Source organism: Actinomadura formosensis (assembly GCF_050948385.1).
In the GTDB taxonomy this organism is placed as follows: Bacteria; Actinomycetota; Actinomycetes; order Streptosporangiales; family Streptosporangiaceae; genus Spirillospora; species Spirillospora formosensis.
Genome location: NZ_CP192011.1, coordinates 3271339 through 3287315, shown reverse-complemented (window position 1 = coordinate 3287315; position 15977 = coordinate 3271339). Strand labels below are relative to the sequence as shown.

Annotated in this window: 13 protein-coding genes and 1 rRNA gene; 3 read left to right on the top strand and 11 right to left on the bottom strand. The window is 70.2% G+C overall.

The window, feature by feature from the left end; translation table 11 throughout:
- Positions 1-334: 334 nt before the first annotated feature.
- The 11 genes from ACQP1N_RS15545 to argC form a co-directional block, all read right to left on the bottom strand.
- Positions 335-1856, bottom strand: a 16S ribosomal RNA gene (locus ACQP1N_RS15545).
- A gap of 618 nt (positions 1857-2474) precedes the next feature.
- Entirely contained in the window at positions 2475-3752 is a 1278-nt protein-coding gene (tyrS, locus tag ACQP1N_RS15540; protein WP_433232057.1) for a tyrosine--tRNA ligase, read from the bottom strand.
- Positions 3753-4058: 306 nt separating this feature from the next.
- The gene (locus ACQP1N_RS15535) at positions 4059-4754 is read right to left on the bottom strand and encodes a DNA-3-methyladenine glycosylase (RefSeq protein WP_433232054.1); all 696 of its coding nucleotides are present in this window, start codon (positions 4752-4754) and stop codon (positions 4059-4061) included.
- Positions 4755-4758: 4 nt separating this feature from the next.
- Entirely contained in the window at positions 4759-6177 is a 1419-nt protein-coding gene (gene argH, locus ACQP1N_RS15530; RefSeq protein WP_084263507.1) for an argininosuccinate lyase, read from the bottom strand.
- Between the two features lie 147 nt (positions 6178-6324).
- On the bottom strand, positions 6325-7521 hold the full coding sequence (locus ACQP1N_RS15525; protein WP_067807671.1) for an argininosuccinate synthase: 1197 nt from the start codon (positions 7519-7521) through the stop codon (positions 6325-6327).
- Between the two features lie 62 nt (positions 7522-7583).
- Positions 7584-8099, bottom strand: coding sequence for an arginine repressor (locus ACQP1N_RS15520; protein WP_067807668.1), 516 nt, complete (start codon positions 8097-8099; stop codon positions 7584-7586).
- Positions 8096-9013, bottom strand: coding sequence for an ornithine carbamoyltransferase (gene argF, locus ACQP1N_RS15515; RefSeq protein WP_433232049.1), 918 nt, complete (start codon positions 9011-9013; stop codon positions 8096-8098). Before argF ends, ACQP1N_RS15520 begins: the two co-directional genes overlap by 4 nt.
- Positions 9013-10212: an acetylornithine transaminase gene (locus ACQP1N_RS15510; protein ID WP_067806544.1), complete on the bottom strand. Its 1200-nt coding sequence runs from the start codon at positions 10210-10212 to the stop codon at positions 9013-9015. Before ACQP1N_RS15510 ends, argF begins: the two co-directional genes overlap by 1 nt.
- Positions 10209-11150: an acetylglutamate kinase gene (argB, locus tag ACQP1N_RS15505; protein ID WP_067806542.1), complete on the bottom strand. Its 942-nt coding sequence runs from the start codon at positions 11148-11150 to the stop codon at positions 10209-10211. Before argB ends, ACQP1N_RS15510 begins: the two co-directional genes overlap by 4 nt.
- Positions 11147-12304 (bottom strand): bifunctional glutamate N-acetyltransferase/amino-acid acetyltransferase ArgJ, encoded by a 1158-nt coding sequence (argJ, locus tag ACQP1N_RS15500; protein ID WP_067806540.1) that lies wholly within the window; start codon positions 12302-12304, stop codon positions 11147-11149. The genes argB and argJ overlap by 4 nt, the downstream gene beginning before the upstream one ends.
- The gene (gene argC / locus ACQP1N_RS15495) at positions 12301-13329 is read right to left on the bottom strand and encodes an N-acetyl-gamma-glutamyl-phosphate reductase (protein WP_067806538.1); all 1029 of its coding nucleotides are present in this window, start codon (positions 13327-13329) and stop codon (positions 12301-12303) included. The genes argJ and argC overlap by 4 nt, the downstream gene beginning before the upstream one ends.
- A 197-nt stretch (positions 13330-13526) precedes the next feature.
- Between argC and ACQP1N_RS15490 the strand changes: the two genes are divergently transcribed.
- The 3 genes from ACQP1N_RS15490 (at position 13527) to ACQP1N_RS15480 (ending at position 15938) form a co-directional block, all read left to right on the top strand.
- A complete protein-coding gene (locus ACQP1N_RS15490) occupies positions 13527-14024 on the top strand; it encodes a MarR family winged helix-turn-helix transcriptional regulator (RefSeq protein WP_067806536.1) in 498 nt (165 codons plus the stop codon).
- Positions 14021-14989, top strand: a complete 969-nt coding sequence (locus ACQP1N_RS15485; protein ID WP_067806534.1) for an ABC transporter ATP-binding protein — start codon at positions 14021-14023, stop codon at positions 14987-14989. The genes ACQP1N_RS15490 and ACQP1N_RS15485 overlap by 4 nt, the downstream gene beginning before the upstream one ends.
- Before the next feature lie 109 nt (positions 14990-15098).
- A complete protein-coding gene (locus ACQP1N_RS15480) occupies positions 15099-15938 on the top strand; it encodes an ABC transporter permease (protein ID WP_067806533.1) in 840 nt (279 codons plus the stop codon).
- Positions 15939-15977: the final 39 nt, after the last annotated feature.

Sequence of the window (15977 nt, the reverse complement as noted above, 5' to 3'; positions counted from 1 at the left end):
GCGTCCACTGTGCAGTTCTCAAAAAACAACCGGGCCCACCAGAACCCCACCCCCCATCACGGAAAGGTGCGGTGTCTGGTCCCGCAGTCCGAGGCCACCGGGCTTACGCCCGTTCCCTCAGGACCCAACAGCGTGCCCAGCCCACCACCGGCCCGAAACCGCCGTTCCCACTCCCCGGTCACCCGGGACGGTACTTGCCGGCTCACACCAGTGGTGAGCTGAATAGCCAGTGCTCCACATCTATGAGCAGCCACCTGACGGACGTGCGCCGTCAACGGCGGCCACCGACCCAGACACCCCTAAAGAGGTCGCCTGAGCCAGTTGTGCTCCTTAGAAAGGAGGTGATCCAGCCGCACCTTCCGGTACGGCTACCTTGTTACGACTTCGTCCCAATCGCCGGCCCCACCTTCGACCGCTCCCCCCACACAAGGTGGTTGGGCCACGGGCTTCGGGTGTTGCCGACTTTCGTGACGTGACGGGCGGTGTGTACAAGGCCCGGGAACGTATTCACCGCAGCGTTGCTGATCTGCGATTACTAGCGACTCCGACTTCACGAAGTCGAGTTGCAGACTTCGATCCGAACTGAGACCGGCTTTAAGGGATTCGCTCCACCTCACGGTATCGCAGCCCTCTGTACCGGCCATTGTAGCATGTTTGCAGCCCAAGACATAAGGGGCATGATGACTTGACGTCATCCCCACCTTCCTCCGAGTTGACCCCGGCGGTCTCCCATGAGTCCCCACCATTACGTGCTGGCAACATGGAACGAGGGTTGCGCTCGTTGCGGGACTTAACCCAACATCTCACGACACGAGCTGACGACAGCCATGCACCACCTGTCACCGGCCCAAAAAGGACCCACCATCTCTGATGGTTTTCCGGCAATGTCAAGCCTTGGTAAGGTTCTTCGCGTTGCGTCGAATTAAGCAACATGCTCCGCCGCTTGTGCGGGCCCCCGTCAATTCCTTTGAGTTTTAGCCTTGCGGCCGTACTCCCCAGGCGGGGCGCTTAATGCGTTAGCTGCGGCGCGGAATCCGTGGAAGGACCCCACACCTAGCGCCCAACGTTTACGGCGTGGACTACCAGGGTATCTAATCCTGTTCGCTCCCCACGCTTTCGCTCCTCAGCGTCAGTACAGGCCCAGAGAACCGCCTTCGCCACCGGTGTTCCTCCCGATATCTGCGCATTTCACCGCTACACCGGGAATTCCGTTCTCCCCTACCTGCCTCTAGTCTGCCCGTATCCACCGCAGACCCACGGTTAAGCCGTGGGCTTTCACGACGGACGCAACAAACCGCCTACGAGCTCTTTACGCCCAATAATTCCGGACAACGCTTGCGCCCTACGTATTACCGCGGCTGCTGGCACGTAGTTAGCCGGCGCTTCTTCTGCAGGTACCGTCACGTTAGCTTCGTCCCTGCTGAAAGAGGTTTACAACCCGAAGGCCGTCATCCCCCACGCGGCGTCGCTGCGTCAGGCTTCCGCCCATTGCGCAATATTCCCCACTGCTGCCTCCCGTAGGAGTCTGGGCCGTGTCTCAGTCCCAGTGTGACCGGTCGCCCTCTCAGGCCGGTTACCCGTCGTCGCCTTGGTAGGCCATCACCCCACCAACAAGCTGATAGGCCGCGAGCCCATCCCCAACCGAAAAACTTTCCACCACCACCAGATGCCCGGAGTGGTCATATCCGGTATTAGACCCAGTTTCCCGGGCTTATCCCAGAGTCAGGGGCAGGTTGCTCACGTGTTACTCACCCGTTCGCCGCTCGAGTACCCCCGAAGGGGCCTTTCCGCTCGACTTGCATGTGTTAAGCACGCCGCCAGCGTTCGTCCTGAGCCAGGATCAAACTCTCCATTAAGGTCCAACGACCACACCGGGGAACAAACCCCGGCAGGCCAAACCTTGAAGAAAATCCCAGCACACACAACCCCCCAAGGGGGCCGTGTATTGCCTCAAAGAAATCCCCACCACCCCCACAAATGGGGGATGGCCACGGGGCGACCCGGCCAAAAAGGCCGAGCCGATAAAGGCACTGGCTTTTAACACGCTGTTGAGTTCTCAAGAAACGGACACCCACCGCGCCGAACCCCGCTCCCGCGGACCCCGGCTCCGGGGCAACCCTTCAAGCCTACCCGATCCGCCCCGTTTGTCCAACTCTGGGGCAGTTCGGCCTCGTACGTCCCGTTCGATGGAGACATGATTCCACCGAGACGGTCTGCAGAGGATCCCCCGAGGCCGGCCGCCTGTCCGGCGTCCCGCTCCCCCGTGGGGCGAGTAGAACATTAGATCCGGCCGTCAGAAGCGTCAAATCGGCCTCTGGGAACGTGAAGGCGCTGGTCAGATGCTGTTTTCGGACCTTTGAACATACCCAGGACGGGCCCTCGTAACCGCACTGTGACGTGTATCTACCGAAGTTCGTCCCCAACATGGCAACCGCCCGCCCGGTACAGGTCCGGGCGGGCGGTCATGGGTCGGCTCAGGACGTGGTCACCTCGACGCCCCCCACGTTCCGCTTGCCGCGTCGCAGGACGAGGAAGCGGCCGTGGAGCAGGTCGGTCGCCGCCGGCACGGCGGCCTCCGACTCGACCTTGGCGTTGTTGAGGTAAGCGCCTCCCTGGGTGATCGCACGGCGTGCCTCTGACTTGCTCTTGCAGAGGCCGGACGCCGCCAGGAGGTCCACCACGGCCGGCAGTTCCCCGGAAGGCACCTCCGCACGGGGCACCTCGGCGAGCGCGGCCTTCAGCGTGCGCTCGTCCAGGTCCTCCAGGGAGCCCTGCCCGAACAGGGCACGGGAGGCGGCCACGACGCGTTCCGTCTCGTCCGCGCCGTGGACGAGAGTGGTCATCTCCTCGGCGAGCGCCCGTTGCGGAATGCGTGCGGCAGGACGGTCGGCGCCCTGCTTCACCAGATCCTCGATCTCCTTGCGGGGCCGGAAGCTGAAGAACTTGAGGAACCCCTCCACGTCCCGGTCGTCCGCGTTGAACCAGAACTGGTAGAACGCATACGGCGAGGTCAGCTCAGGGTCGAGCCAGTAGGTCTCGCCTCCCGCGGTCTTGCCGAACTTCGATCCGTCCGCCTTGGTGAGGAGCGGCGTGGTCAGCGCGTGCGCGCTGCCGCCCTCGACGCGGCGGATCAGGTCGACGCCCGCGGTGAGGTTGCCCCACTGGTCGCTGCCTCCCGTCTGCAGCCGGCACCCGTACCGCCGGTACAGCTCCAGGTAGTCCATCGACTGGAGCAGGACATAGCTGAACTCGGTGTAGCTCATGCCCGTGGTGTCGAGCCGGGCCTTGACCGTCTCGCGGGCGAGCATCCGGTTCACCGGGAAGTGCTTACCGATGTCGCGCAGGAACTCGATCGCCGACATGGGGCCGGTCCACTCCAGGTTGCTGACCATCGTCGCACCGGTCGGTCCCTCGTGGAAGTCGAGGAACTTCGACACCTGGCCGCGGACCCGCTCGACCCATTCGGCGACCGTCGCCTCCGAGTTCAGGACGCGTTCGGCGCTCTTGCCGCTCGGGTCACCGATGAGGCCGGTGGCGCCGCCGACCAGCCCGATGGGCCGGTGGCCCGCCTGCTGGAAGCGGCGCAGCGTGAGGATCTGGATCAGGTTTCCGAGGTGCAGCGACGGCGCCGTCGGGTCGAAGCCGCAATAGAGCGTGACCGGTCCCGCGGCGAGCAAGGCCCGCAGTTCGTCCAGGTCGGTGGACTGCGCGATCAGGCCGCGCCACGCGAGATCATCCAGGATGTCGGTCACGGTCTCCCTCGTCTCCGGCTTGCTTTCCGTATGCCCACCAGACGGCATCGGCGGGCGTATGTCACGCCAACGATATTCAACGGCGGCCTGTGCCGTGGTGCGCAGGAACGAAGAGCTCTTGTCCGGAGGTGAACGTGTCCCGGGCGCCGCCGACTTCCCGGTCCACGGCCTCGGCGGCGGGCCCCTGCACGGATGATCCGAACCTCGGACGGACGATGGGTCCGTATCCAGCGAAGATCCAGCCGCGGCCATGGATCACGCCGCGATCATTCGCCGCCTCCGCCGTCCCGGGGACGCCCGCCGGGGTCAGTCGTCGGCGGGGATCTTCTTGCGCTGCCTCGGGACGTGCGGGCGGTACGGGGAGACGGTCGGGTCGCCGTCGATCCAGAACCGCCAGGGGATCTCCTTGGCGCCGTTCACTCCGGTCCGCGGTCCGCTGCGGATCAGCGCGGGGTCCGCGGCCTCGCCTTCGAGCACGGTCATCTCCCCGCCCGGGGAGCACACGTCCAGGCCGTTCTGCTCGCGGGTGACGCCGAGGGCCTGGCAGAGCCGGGCCGGGCCGCGGGCCAGGTCGCGGACCGTCGAGCGGGGCCGGCGGGCGCGGGCGATGTCCTCGCCCGTGATGATCTCGCCGGCGCGGAGCAGCACCGCCATGGACGTCCCCTCCGGCCCGCACACGAGGTTCATGCAGAAGTGCATGCCGTAGGTGAAGTACACGTAGACGTGCCCGGGCGGGCCGAACATCACCGCGTTGCGCTGCGTGCGTCCCCGGTAGGCGTGGGACGCGGGGTCCAGGGGCCCCGCGTACGCCTCCACCTCGGTGAGCCGCGCGGCCACTTCGCCTTCCGCGGTGCGGTGCGCGATCACATGCCCGAGCAGCGACGGCGCGACCTCGTCCACCGGACGGTCGAAGAACTCGCGCGGCAGCAGCGCTTCGTACATCGCCTCACCATCGTCTTCGGGACGGTTCGCCGGCCGGGCGGCCTCGGGGGGCTCCCCCACGACGTCAGTTGTCCGATCCCGCGGCCCAGGCGGCGTGCTCGTCGACCAGGGTGCGCAGCGCGCCGATCTGCTCGCGGACGCGGTCGGGCGCCGTCCCCCCGTACGCCTTCCGCGACGCCAGGGCGCCCTGGACGTTCAGCACCTCGCGGACGTCGGGCGTCAGGTGCGGCGACACCTTGGCGAGTTCGTCGTCGGTGAGGTCGCCGAAGTCCTTGTCGTTGACCTGGCACCAGACGACCAGGTGGCCGACGACCTCGTGCGCGTCCCGGAACGCCACGCCGCGCCGGACGAGCAGTTCGGCGAGGTCGGTGGCGAGCGCGAAGCCGTCGGGAGCCGAGGCCTCCAGGCGTTCGGTGTTGATCCGCATCGTGGCGACGAGCCCGGACATGGCGGGCAGGACGAGCAGCAGCGTCTCGACCGCGTCGAACGCCCCCTCCTTGTCCTCCTGCAGGTCACGGTTGTAGGTGAGCGGCAGCCCCTTGAGCGTGGTGAGCAGGCCGACGAGGTGGCCGATGAGCCGGCCCGCCTTGCCGCGCGCCAGCTCCGCGACGTCCGGGTTCTTCTTCTGCGGCATGATCGACGACCCGGTGGCGTAGGTGTCGTCCATCTCGATCCAGCGGAACTCCTGCGACGCCCACAGGCAGATCTCCTCGCCGAGGCGCGACAGGTGCACGCCGGCGAGCGCGGCGGCGAAGAGGAACTCGGCGACGAAGTCGCGGTCGGCGACGGCGTCCATGGAGTTGGGCGCGGCGGCGTCGAAGCCCAGTTCGGCGGCGGTCGCCTGCGGGTCCAGCGGCAGGGACGAGCCGGCGAGGGCGCCGGAGCCGAGCGGCGAGACCGCGGCGCGCCTGTCCCAGTCGCGCAGCCGCGCGATGTCGCGGGTCAGCGGCTGGACGTGCGCGAGGAGCTGGTGGGAGAACAGCACCGGCTGGGCGTGCTGCAGGTGCGTCATGCCGGGCGCGGCGACGCCGAGGTTGTGCTCGGCCTGCGCGATCAGCGCGGTCTCCAGCTCGACCAGCCGGGACACGATCTGGCGGGCGTGGTCGCGCAGGTAGAGGCGCAGGTCGGTGGCGACCTGGTCGTTGCGGCTGCGGCCGGCGCGCAGCTTGCCGCCGAGGGCGCCGAGCCGCTCCAGCAGGCCGCGCTCCAGCGCGGTGTGGACGTCCTCGTCGGCGACCGTGGGACGGAACTCGCCGGACCGGCAGGCCTCCTCCAGGTCGTCCAGGGCACCGAGCATGCGTTCCAGCTCGTCGCCGGTGAGCAGCCCCGCCCGGTTGAGGACGCGGGCGTGTGCGCGCGAGCCCATCAGGTCGTAGGGGGCGAGCCGCCAGTCGAACTGGACGCTCACCGAGAGCCGCGCGAGCGCGTCCGACGGGCCGCCTTCGAACCGGCCGCCCCACAGCCGCGTCGGTGCCTTCGTCACGTAGATCCTCTTCCCACCGCTGAACGTTGTCATTTCCGCGCCGTGGCGCCACGCGCGGGGGCGCCGTGTGCACGGCGTCCCCGCGCGGTGACACAGGCGTCCCGCCACAGGGTACGGCGAAACCGCCGTACCCTGCGGGGCGACCCGTCAGGCTTCCCGGTCGCGCTTGGCGGCGATCTTGCTGGGCAGGCTCCACAGCTCGACGAAGCCCTTGGCGAGGCTCTGGTCGAAGGTGTCGCCGGTGTCGTAGGTGGCGAGGTCGTAGCTGTAGAGGGACGCCTTGCTGCGCCGCCCGGTGACGACGGCGCGGCCGCCGTGCAGGGTCAGCCGCACGTCGCCGGACACGTGCTTCTGCGCATCGGCGATGAACGCGTCCAGGGAGTCCTTCAGCGGCGAGAACCACAGGCCGTCGTAGACCAGCTCGCCCCACCGCTGGTCGACGGACCGCTTGAAGCGGGCGAGGTCGCGTTCGACGGTGACGTTCTCCAGTTCCATGTGCGCGGTGATGAGCGCGATCGCGGCCGGGGCCTCGTAGATCTCGCGGCTCTTGATGCCGACGAGCCGGTCCTCGACCATGTCGATGCGTCCGACGCCCTGGGCGCCGGCGCGCCGGTTCAGCTCGGCGATGACCTGGTACGGGGTGAGCGGGCGGCCGTCCAGGGCGACGGGGACGCCGGACGCGAACGTGATGACGACCTCGTCGGCCTCACGCGGCTGGGCGGGGTCGGCGGTGTAGTCGTAGACGTCCTCGGTGGGCCCGTTCCAGATGTCCTCCAGGAACCCGGTCTCGACGGCCCGCCCCCACAGGTTCTGGTCGATGGAGTACGGCGACTTGGCCGACACGTCGATGGGCAGGCCCTTGTCCTCGGCGAACGCGATCGCCTTGTCCCGCGTCCAGGCGAAGTCGCGGGCGGGCGCGATGACCTTCAGGTCGGGGTTGAGGGCGGACAGGCCGGCCTCGAAGCGGACCTGGTCGTTGCCCTTGCCGGTGCAGCCGTGCGAGACGGTGGTGCCGCCGAACTCCTTGGCGGCCGCGGCGAGGTGCTTGACGATCAGCGGGCGGGACAGCGCCGACACCAGCGGGTAGCGGTCCATGTAGAGGGCGTTGGCCTGCATGGCGGGGACGCAGAAGTCCGCGGCGAACTCCTCCTTGGCGTCCACGACGACGGCCTCGGCGGCGCCGCAGGCGAGGGCCCGCTTGCGGATGGTGTCGAGGTCCTCGCCGCCCTGGCCGACGTCGAGGGCGACGGCGATGACCTCCCCGCCGGTCTGCTCGGCGAGGTAAGGGATGGCGACGGAGGTGTCCAGGCCCCCGGAGTATGCGAGTACGACGCGCTCGCTCATGTCTGGTCTCTCCTGTGCGAAGTGTTCGGATTCGGAAGGCTGGGACGGGGCCGCACGCGGCCCTAGCTTCGTCGTTCGCGCCCGCCGGTCAGCTTGAGCAGGGCCTGCGCGACGTCCTCCCCGCCGTTCGGGTCGCGCGCGATGACGAGGATCGAGTCGTCGCCCGCGACGGTGCCGAGGATCGTCGGCCACTCGGCGTGGTCGATCGCCGAGGCCAGGTACTGGGCGGCCCCCGGGGGGGTCCGCACCATGACCAGGTTGGCCGACGCCTCGGCCGAGACGAGCAGCTCCGCGGCGAGCCGGGAGAGCCGTCCGGTGAAGGTCTCGGCGGCGCCGGTGCGGGCCCGCCGGATCCGCTCGCCGCCCTCTCCGGGGACGGCGTAGATCAGGCTGCCGTCGTCGGCGCGCAGCTTCACCGCGCCGATCTCGACCAGGTCGCGCGACAGCGTGGCCTGGGTGACCTCGACGCCCTCGTCGCCGAGGAGCTTGGCGAGCTCGCCCTGCGAGTGGACGGGATGCCGGGTCAGCAGCTCGATCACCCGGGCGTGCCGGGCGGCCTTGGTCAGGGGGGTCGTCACCGGGAGCGCTCCAGAAGCCAGGCGAGCAGCGCCTTCTGCGCGTGCAGCCGGTTCTCTGCCTCGTCCCATACCCGGCTCTGGGGGCCGTCCAGGACGGACGCGGCGATCTCCTTGCCGCGATAGGCGGGCAGGCAGTGCAGGACGATCGCGGCCGGGTCGGCGAGGGCGAGCAGCTTCTCGTCCACCGCGTACGGCTCGTAGAGCGAGGTGTCCTTGCCGTCCTGGCCCATCGACACCCATGTGTCGGTGGCGAGGACGTCGGCTCCGGCGGCGGCCTGCGCGGCGTCGTCGGTGACGGTCACGGACCCGCCGGTCGCGGCGGCGATCTCGGTGGCGCGGGCCACGACGGCGGGGGCGGGCGGGAGGGATGCGGAGGCGCCTATCCGGACGTGCATCCCGGCGGTGGCGCAGCCGAGCAGGTAGGAGTGGGCCATGTTGTTGGCGCCGTCGCCGAAGTAGGCGAGGGTGACGCCGGCGAGGTCGCCCTTGGCCTCCCGGACGGTCTGCAGGTCGGCGAGGATCTGGCAGGGGTGGAACTCGTCGGTGAGGGCGTTGACGACGGGGACGGTGGTGCCCGCGGCCATCTCCTCGATGCGCTCCTGCCCGGACGTCCGCCACACGATGGCGCTGACCTGCCGTTCGAGGACGCGGGCGGTGTCGGCGATGGTCTCGCCGCGGCCGAGCTGGCTCGTTCCCGCGTCCATGACGAGGGGGTTGCCGCCCAGTTCGGCGATGCCGATGGTGAAGGACACGCGGGTCCGGGTGGACGGCTTGTCGAACAGCACGGCGACCGACCGCGGGCCGTCGAGCGGGCGGTGGGCGAACCGGTCCTGCTTCACCTTCGCGGCGAGGTCGAGCACCTCGGCCTGCTCGGCGGGGGTCAGGTCGTCGTCCCGGAGGAAGTGCCTGGCCATCATCCCTCCCGTCCGTTCTGGGCGGCGTCGAGGATCGCGGGGAACGCGCCGGTGAACGACCGCGCCTGCTCGGCGGTGAGGACGAGCGGCGGCGCGATCCGCAGCGCGTCCGGCTGCAGCGCGTTGACGAGGAAGCCGGCGGCGCGGGCGGCTGTCTCCACGGCGGCCGCGTGCGGGCCGGTGAGGACGGCGGCGCGCCACAGCCCGCGGCCCCGCACGCCGGCGAGCAGCGGATGGTCGATGCCGTCCAGGCCCTCGGCCAGGATCTCCCCCACCGCGGCGGCGTTGGCGAGGAGCCCGTCCGCCTCGATGGTGTCGAGGACGGCGAGGGCGGCGGCGGCGCTGACCGGGTTGCCGCCGAACGTGCTGCCGTGGTCGCCCTTCGCGAACAGGTCGCCGTGCGGGCCGAACGCGATGCACGCGCCGATCGGCAGGCCCCCGCCGAGCCCCTTCGCGAGGGAGAGGATGTCCGGCTTGGCGTTCTCGTGCTGGAACGCGAACCACGTCCCGGTCCGCCCGATCGCGGACTGGATCTCGTCGGCGACGAACAGCGCGCCCGTCGCGTCGCAGATCTCGCGGGCGGCGGTGAAGTACCCCTCCGGCGGCGGGACGACCCCGGCCTCGCCCTGCGCGGGCTCCAGGAACACCGCCGCACAATTCTCGTCTACAGCGGCCTCCAGCGCGGCGGCGTCACCGTAGGGGACGAACCGGACGTCGAGGGCGAACGGCCCGAACGGCTCCCGGATCGACGCCTTGCCGGTCAGGGACAGCGCGCCCATGGTCCGGCCGTGGAAGCCGTTCTCCGCCGCGACGAAGTACGTCCGCCCGTTCTGCCCGCCGTACTTGATGGCGAGCTTCAGCGCGCACTCGTTGGCCTCGGTGCCGCTGTTGGCGAAGAACACCCTGCCGTCGCCGCCGAGCAGTTCCCGCAGCCGCTCGGCGAGCAGCACCTCGGGCTCGTGCAGGAACAGGTTGGAGGTGTGCGCCAGTGTCGCGACCTGCGCCGACACGGCCTCGACGAGGGCCGGGTGCCCGTGCCCGAGGGAGCTGACCGCGATCCCGGCGATGAGGTCGAGGTACTCGCGGCCGCCGGCGTCCCAGACCCGGCAGCCCTCGCCGCGCGCCAGCACCACCGGGGGGACGCCGTAGTTCGGCATGAACGCGGTTTCGAACCGCTTCCGCAGCTCCTCGCCGCTCATGCCCCCTCCTCCCCCAGGGGCCCGCCCACGGGGCTGGGCAGCACCATCGTTCCGATCCCTTCGTCGGTGAAGATCTCCAGCAGCAGCGAGTGCGGGACGCGCCCGTCCAGCACGTGGGCCCGCGGGACGCCGCCGCGCACGGCGGCCAGGCAGGCCTCCATCTTCGGCACCATCCCGGCCGACAGGCTCGGCAGCAGGGCGGCCAGTTCGTCGGTGGTGAGCCGGTCGATCACGTCGTCGCTGCCGGGCCAGTTCGCGTACAGGCCCTCCACGTCGGTGAGGACGACCAGCTTCGCCGCGTCCAGCGCGACGGCCAGCGCCGCGGCGGCGGTGTCGGCGTTGACGTTGTAGACCTCGCCGTCGTCGCCGCGCGCGACGCTGGAGATGACCGGGACGCGGCCGTCGTCCAGCAGTGCCCGGACGGCGCCGACCTGCACCTCGACGATCTCGCCGACCTGGCCGATGTCGACCGGCTCGCCGTCCACGATCGCGTGCTTGCGCTCGGCGGTGAACAGGTTCGCGTCCTCGCCGGACATGCCGAGCGCGAACGGGCCGTGCCGGTTGATGAGGCCGACGACGTCGCGCTGCACCTGGCCGGTCAGCACCATCCGGACGACCTCCATGGCCTCCGGCGTGGTGACGCGCAGCCCGGCGGTGAACGTCGAGTCGATGCCGTTGCGGGCGAGCGCCGCGTTGATCTGCGGGCCGCCGCCGTGCACGACCACCGGCTTCAGTCCGGCGTAGCGCAGGAACACGATGTCCTCGGCGAACGAGTGCCGCAGCCCCTCGTCGGTCATCGCGTGCCCGCCGTACTTGACCACGACGGTCTTGCCGTGGAACCGCTCCAGCCACGGCAGCGCCTTGATCAGCGTCTCGGCCTTGGACAGCACGCCGGCGCGGTTGCCGCGGATCTCCGCGCCGCTGGTGATCGCGCTCATGTCGAATACGCCGAGTTCTCGTGGACGTAGTCGGCCGTGAGGTCGGTCGTCCAGACGGTGGCGCTGTGCGGGCCGGCCGACAGGTCCACGGTGATCGTCACGTCGCGGGGGCGCAGGTCGACCTTGTCGCGGTCGTCGCCGGACGCGCCGTTGCGGCACACCCACACGCCGTTGATCGCGACGTTGAGGGCGTCCGGCTCGAAGGCCGCGTCGGTGGTGCCGACCGCCGACAGCACCCGGCCCCAGTTCGGGTCCTCGCCGTGGATGGCGCATTTGAGCAGGTTGTTGCGGGCGATGGAGCGTCCGGCGGTGACGGCGTCGTCCACCGAGGCGGCGCCGACGACCTCGATCGCGATGGCCTTGGACGCGCCCTCGGCGTCCACGAGCAGCTGCCGGGTGAGGTCGGCGCACACCTCGGTGAGCAGCGCGGTGAACTCCTCCTCGTCCGGGACGGTCCCGGCGGCGCCGGACGCCATCAGCAGGACGGTGTCGTTGGTGGACATGCAGCCGTCGGAGTCGAGCCGGTCGAGGGTGACGCCGGTGGCCGCGCGCAGCGCCCGGTCGAGGACCCCGGCGGGCAGGTCGGCGTCGGTGGTGATGACGCAGAGCATGGTCGCCAGGGACGGGGCGAGCATGCCGGCCCCCTTCGCCATCGCGCCGATCATGTAACCGCCGGCGCCCTGCCGGAAGGAGATCTTGGCGACGGTGTCGGTGGTGCGGATCGCGTCGGCGGCGGCGAGCCCGCCGTCCCCGCGCGACAGCTCGGCGGCGGCCTTGCCGACGCCGGGCAGCAGCAGGTCCATGGGGAGCCGCTCGCCGATCAGCCCGGTGGAGCAGACCGCGATCTCACCGGCCGAGTCGTCCAGCAGGCCGGCGACCTTCTCCGCGGTGGCGTGGGCGTCCTGGAAGCCGGGGGCGCCGGTGCAGGCGTTGGCGCCGCCCGCGTTCAGCACGACCGCGCGGACGCGGCCGCCCTTGAGGACCTGCTCCGACCACAGGACGGGCGCGGCCTTCACGCGGTTGCGGGTGAAGACGCCGGCCGCCGCGCGGGACGGCCCGTCGTTGACGACCAGGGCCAGGTCGCGGTTCCCGCTCTCCTTCAGCCCGGCGACGACACCGGCTGCGCGGAAACCCCGGGGGGCGGTGACGCTCAAGGGGACACTCCGATCGTGGTCAGCCCGAGTTCTTCCGGGAGGCCGAGGGCGATGTTGGCGCTCTGGACCGCGCCGCCCGCGGTGCCCTTGGCGAGGTTGTCGACGGCGGCGACCGCGACGAGGCGGCCGGCCGCCTCGTCCAGGGCGACCTGGACGAGCACGGTGTTCGCGCCGAGCGTCATGGACGTGGCGGGCCACCGCCCTTCGGGGAGCAGCCCGAGGAACGGTTCGCCCGCGTAGGCCGTCTCGTAAGCGGCGCGCAGCGTCGCGGCGGTGACGCCGGGGCGGGCCTTGGCCGTGCAGGTGGCGAGGATGCCGCGGCTCATCGGCGCGAGCGTCGGGGTGAAGGAGACGGTGACCGGCTCCCCCGCGACCGCGCTCAGGTTCTGGATCATCTCGGGCGTATGCCTATGCGTCCCGCCGGCGGCGTAGGCGCTGACCGAGCCCATGACCTCGCTGCCGAGCAGGTGCGGTTTGAGTGCCCGTCCCGCGCCCGAGGTGCCGGACGCGGCGACCACGACGACGTCGGGTTCGGCGAGCCCCGCGGCGAACGCCGGGAACAGCGCGAGCGACACGGCGGTGGGGTAGCAGCCGGGGACGGCGACCCGCTCGGCGCCGCGCAGCGCGTCCCGCCGGCCGGGCAGCTCGGGCAGGCCGTAGGGCCAGGTGCCCGCGTGAGGCGTCCCGTAGAAGGCCTCCCAGGCGGCCGCGTCGGTGAGCCTGTGGTCGGCGCCGCAGTCGATGACCAGCACGTCCTCGCCGAGCCGCTCGGCGAGTGGCCCGGACCGGCCGTGCGGCAGCGCCAGGAACACCACGTCGTGCCCGGCCAGGGTTTCGGGGGTGGTCTCGGCCAGGACGCGCCCGGCCAGGGATCGCAGGTGGGGCTGGTGCGCCTCCAGCGGGGTGCCCGCGTTGGAGCCCGCGGTCAGCGCGCCGATCTCGAACTCTGGATGTCCCGCGAGGATGCGCAGCAGCTCGCCGCCCGCGTACCCGCTGGCGCCGGCGACCGCCGTCCGGATTCCCATGTACCACTCAGCCCTTCGGAAGCAATAGGCAAGAGTATGCATGAGGCTGGATTCCTATGCAACACCGGCCATCACCTTCGCCTGTCAACTTGTGTTGACATGGCGCATCTGTCAACCTACATTGACATCATGATCCAGCGAGTAATTAGCCCTCAAAAGATTTGCGGGCTAAGCATCTGGCCCCTAACATCACCCGCATGGAGAACCTCGGTTTCGGTGATCTGGCGGCATGGGGCCCCAGGGAGGAGTGGCCGATCGGCCGCCTGTTCGGCCTGGCGACACGACTGTCCGGCCCGATCGTGTGGCGGATCATCGAGAGACACGGCATCAGCCCGGCCGGGTTCTTCCTGCTGCGCCTGCTCATCGTCGAGGACGGGCTGCGTCCCGGCGAGGTCGCCAAGCGGCTGCTCGTCACCCCCGCCACGATCACCTCGGTCGTCGACACGCTGGAGCGCAACGGGCACGTGCGCCGCGAGCGCTCCTACCGGGACCGGCGCGGTGTGATGCTGCGCATCACCGACTCCGGCCGGCAACTGCTCGCCGAGAAGTCCCGGCCGATCGGCCGGGACCTGAGCCGGCTCTACGACGTCGTGGACGAGGGCGACGAGCCGGCCGTCCGCAGGTTCCTGCTCAACCTGATCACGCAGTTCGAGAACTACTCCCACGATGAGGAAGCGGAGGAAGACAGCGCATGACCGAACCCCCGGGGGCCGCCGTTCGCACGGTCGACCTGAAGAAGACCTATCCCGCGTCCGGGCCGCGTCCCGCGGTGCCCGCCGTGCAGGGCATCGACCTGGACGTCCCGCGCGGCGAGTTCTTCGGGCTGCTCGGGCCGAACGGCGCGGGCAAGTCCACCACCATCGGCATGCTCACCACGCTGGTCGTCCCGACCGGCGGCAGCGCGCAGGTGTGCGGCCTCGACGTGGTGAAGGACGCCGTGGAGATCAAGCGGCGCATCGGCGTCGTGTCGCAGAACAACAGCCTGGACAGCGACCTCACCGTCGCCGAGAACCTGGAGTTCCGCGGCCGCTACTTCGGGCTCGGCGCGCGGGACGCCCGCAGGCGCGCCGCCGAGCTGCTGGAGCTGTTCGGGCTCACCGAGCAGCGCGGCGGCAGCCCGTTCGAGATCTCCGGCGGGCAGGCCAAGCGCGTCATGATCTGCCGGGCGCTCATGCACGGGCCCGAGGTGCTGTTCCTGGACGAGCCGACCGCCGGCCTGGACCCGCAGACCCGCGCCAACCTGTGGGAGGTGCTGCGCGGCCTCCAGGCGAGCGGGCAGACGATCGTCCTCACCACCCACTACATGGAGGAGGCGGAGGCGCTGTGCGACCGGGTGGCGGTCGTCGACCACGGCAGGATCCTCGCCAGCGGCACCGTGGACCAGCTCAAGTCCAGCGCGGGCGCCGACACCGTCATCACCGTCAGCTACGACGCCGCCGCCCCGCAGGAGATCAAGAGGCTCGGCGACCGGGACGGCATCAGCAAGGTCGAGGTCAACGACGGCCAGGTCCGCGTGTTCGCCACCGAGCCGGACGGCATCCTCGGCGAGCTCGTCGACCTCGGATCCACCGCCGGCGTCGGCGTCACCGACGCCAGCCAGCTGCGTCCCAGCCTGGAGACCGTCTTCCTCTCCCTCACCGGAAGGGAGTACCGCGATTGACCTCGCCTCCCGCCGAAACGAAGGGCTTCACCCCGCCCGGGCCGAGTTCCCCGGACGCCACTGACCACGTCGCTCCCGCCACGATTCGTGGCCAGAATCGAGGAATCCGATGAGCACCGCCGTCCTGGCCCCGCCGCCGCCGGCGCGGGCGACGATCCCGCGCACGTTCGCCGCGATGATGGCGCGCGAGGCGCGCGTCATGCGCAAGAACTTCCTGTCGACGTTCATCCGGGTGCTGGTGCAGCCGGTGATGTTCGTGTTCGTGTTCGCCTACGTCCTGCCCAAGCTGGGCGGCGGCGCGACGGCGGGCGGACCCGGCGGGCCGACGTTCTCCACCATCCTCGTGCCGGGACTGGTCGGGTCGTCCATCATCATGCAGGCGATGATGGCGGTGATCTTCCCGCTGATGATGGAGCTGACCTGGCAGAAGTCGATCACCGACCGGGCGCTGGCGCCGGTGCCGGTCCCGCTGCTGGCCGTCCAGAAGATCATCGCCGCGGCGACGCAGGGGCTGATCGGCGGGCTGCTGGTCTTCCCCGCGGTGCTGCTCATCCACGCCGAGGGCCAGGCGCCCAAGGTGCACGTGGACGACTGGCCGATCCTGATCCTGGTGATGGTCGCGGGGGCGCTGATGTCGGCCGCGGGCGGCCTGCTGCTCGGCACGCTGCTGAACCCGCAGAAGGTCCAGGTCATGTTCGCGATGGTGCTGCTGCCGATGACCATGCTCGGCTGCGTGTACTACCCGTGGTCGGCGCTGGACCACATCCGGTGGCTGCAGATCCTCAGCCTGCTCAACCCGCTGGTGTACATCAGCGAGGGGCTGCGGAGCGCGCTGACCCCGGCCATCCCGCACATGCCGGCATGGGCGTTCCTGCTGGCCATCGTCGGCGGGACGATCCTGCTCACCTGGGCCGCGACCCGCACCTTCACCAAGCGCGTCCTCACCTGATCCGCGCAGGAGCGGGGCCCGGGGGTTTTGCCATCCCCC

Bases quoted from the DNA above. Each gene is read 5' to 3' on its own strand.
- ACQP1N_RS15525 (WP_067807671.1), bottom strand. From the start codon at position 7,521: ATGAGCGAGCGCGTCGTACTCGCATACTCCGGGGGCCTGGACACCTCC.
- argF (WP_433232049.1), bottom strand. From the start codon at position 9,013: ATGGCCAGGCACTTCCTCCGGGACGACGACCTGACCCCCGCCGAGCAG.
- ACQP1N_RS15510 (WP_067806544.1), bottom strand. From the start codon at position 10,212: ATGAGCGGCGAGGAGCTGCGGAAGCGGTTCGAAACCGCGTTCATGCCG.
- argB (WP_067806542.1), bottom strand. From the start codon at position 11,150: ATGAGCGCGATCACCAGCGGCGCGGAGATCCGCGGCAACCGCGCCGGC.
- argC (WP_067806538.1), bottom strand. From the start codon at position 13,329: ATGGGAATCCGGACGGCGGTCGCCGGCGCCAGCGGGTACGCGGGCGGC.
- ACQP1N_RS15490 (WP_067806536.1), top strand. From the start codon at position 13,527: ATGGAGAACCTCGGTTTCGGTGATCTGGCGGCATGGGGCCCCAGGGAG.
- ACQP1N_RS15485 (WP_067806534.1), top strand. From the start codon at position 14,021: ATGACCGAACCCCCGGGGGCCGCCGTTCGCACGGTCGACCTGAAGAAG.
- ACQP1N_RS15480 (WP_067806533.1), top strand. From the start codon at position 15,099: ATGAGCACCGCCGTCCTGGCCCCGCCGCCGCCGGCGCGGGCGACGATC.